1 protein-coding gene is annotated in these 1,206 nt (G+C 49.0%); it reads right to left on the bottom strand.

Annotation, left to right across the window (positions count from 1 at the left end; genetic code table 11):
- Window positions 1-425: 425 nt before the first annotated feature.
- Window positions 426-1,206: transposase (locus tag BLS58_RS17105; RefSeq protein WP_218126289.1), on the bottom strand; the 781-nt coding region annotated here is incomplete at its 5' end.

Here is a 1,206-nt window from a genome sequence, read left to right as displayed (position 1 = left end):
CTCCCTCTTTGTAATTAGATATTCTTCCATATGCTCTTGATTTCTCAGATTTTCATGCCATTAGGATCTACCAGCACCAGAGTGCGCTTCTCACTTGATGAATATATTTCAATTGAAGGAATGATATTCCATTAAGGAGTCCGTCCTCTCATCCAACCCCTAGGGGTTGGAAAAAATTAGGATAACTGTGCGCTTGCATTCGCCCACTTCATACATGGTCGCTTAACCTCCCATATATCCCTGGATGGTGATGATCCACACATTCCTTCGTCCGGCGTATCCATGTGGTGGGGGCGGCTATGCTTTCTTACTGGGTCCAAGCCCGAAAGGAGGAAATAAACGCCGCCTCGGCACTGTTGGTGTTTGTATGCCATTGACAAGAAGTATCCGTTTCACAAGAGATGGTTGAGGTGCTTCTTCCTTAATTACGCGGTTTGAGCTTGAGCACGCTTCCGGTCTTGTAGAAGTTTAGCACCGTCAAAAGCACATTCTCGCTGACCCATCACAAACAAGACTTTCAGAAGTTTTCCGCACAGAGCGATCAGTGATTGCATTTTTTTCAGTGGTCGGTCGGAACGCTGCGTGAGCTCATGATGAAGGGCGCGAAACGTGTCGTTATGGTTAACGAGGGGACGAATCGCTAAAAATAGAATGCGGCGTAATCGTCTCCGGCCTCGTTTACTAATGGTCGTTTGGCCCTTGTAAACCCCCGAGCTGTTCTCTTTTAAATCAAGACCGGCCAGGCTGATCAACTGCTTCGGATGACGATACTGGTTAATATCTCCGACCTCGGCAAAGAAAGCGGCAATCGTCATGTCACCTAAGCCTTTGATGTCCCTCATTTGTTCGGCGCCAGGGAGATGCTCAAGCTGGTCCGTCAATTGCGCTTCCAATTCCTCGAGTTGCCGGGCATATAGGTCATACTGAGCCAGTAACGCGTCAAGTTCTTGTTTGGCAAAGCGGAGCCCTTCGGTGATGCCTACACTCTTCTCAGCAGCTTCATGAAGCTTTTGGGCTCGAGCGAACCCTGCGTGTCGCTTCGTATGGGCTTTCCATTCTTCCACGATAGCTTCCGATGTCATCCCCACAATGTCTTGGGGGAGAGGAAAATCCCGCAAAGTGGCCAAGGCACTCTCTCCATTCCATTGCTTAAACACCTGCTCAAACTCCGGGAAGTAACGGTTCAGCCAATTTTGAACACGGCCA

The sequence above is a fragment of the Natribacillus halophilus genome (genome assembly GCF_900100185.1).
GTDB lineage: Bacteria > Bacillota > Bacilli > Bacillales > Marinococcaceae > Natribacillus > Natribacillus halophilus.
The sequence above is the reverse complement of the archived record's forward strand: the minus strand, read 5'-3'. Positions and strand labels throughout refer to the sequence as shown.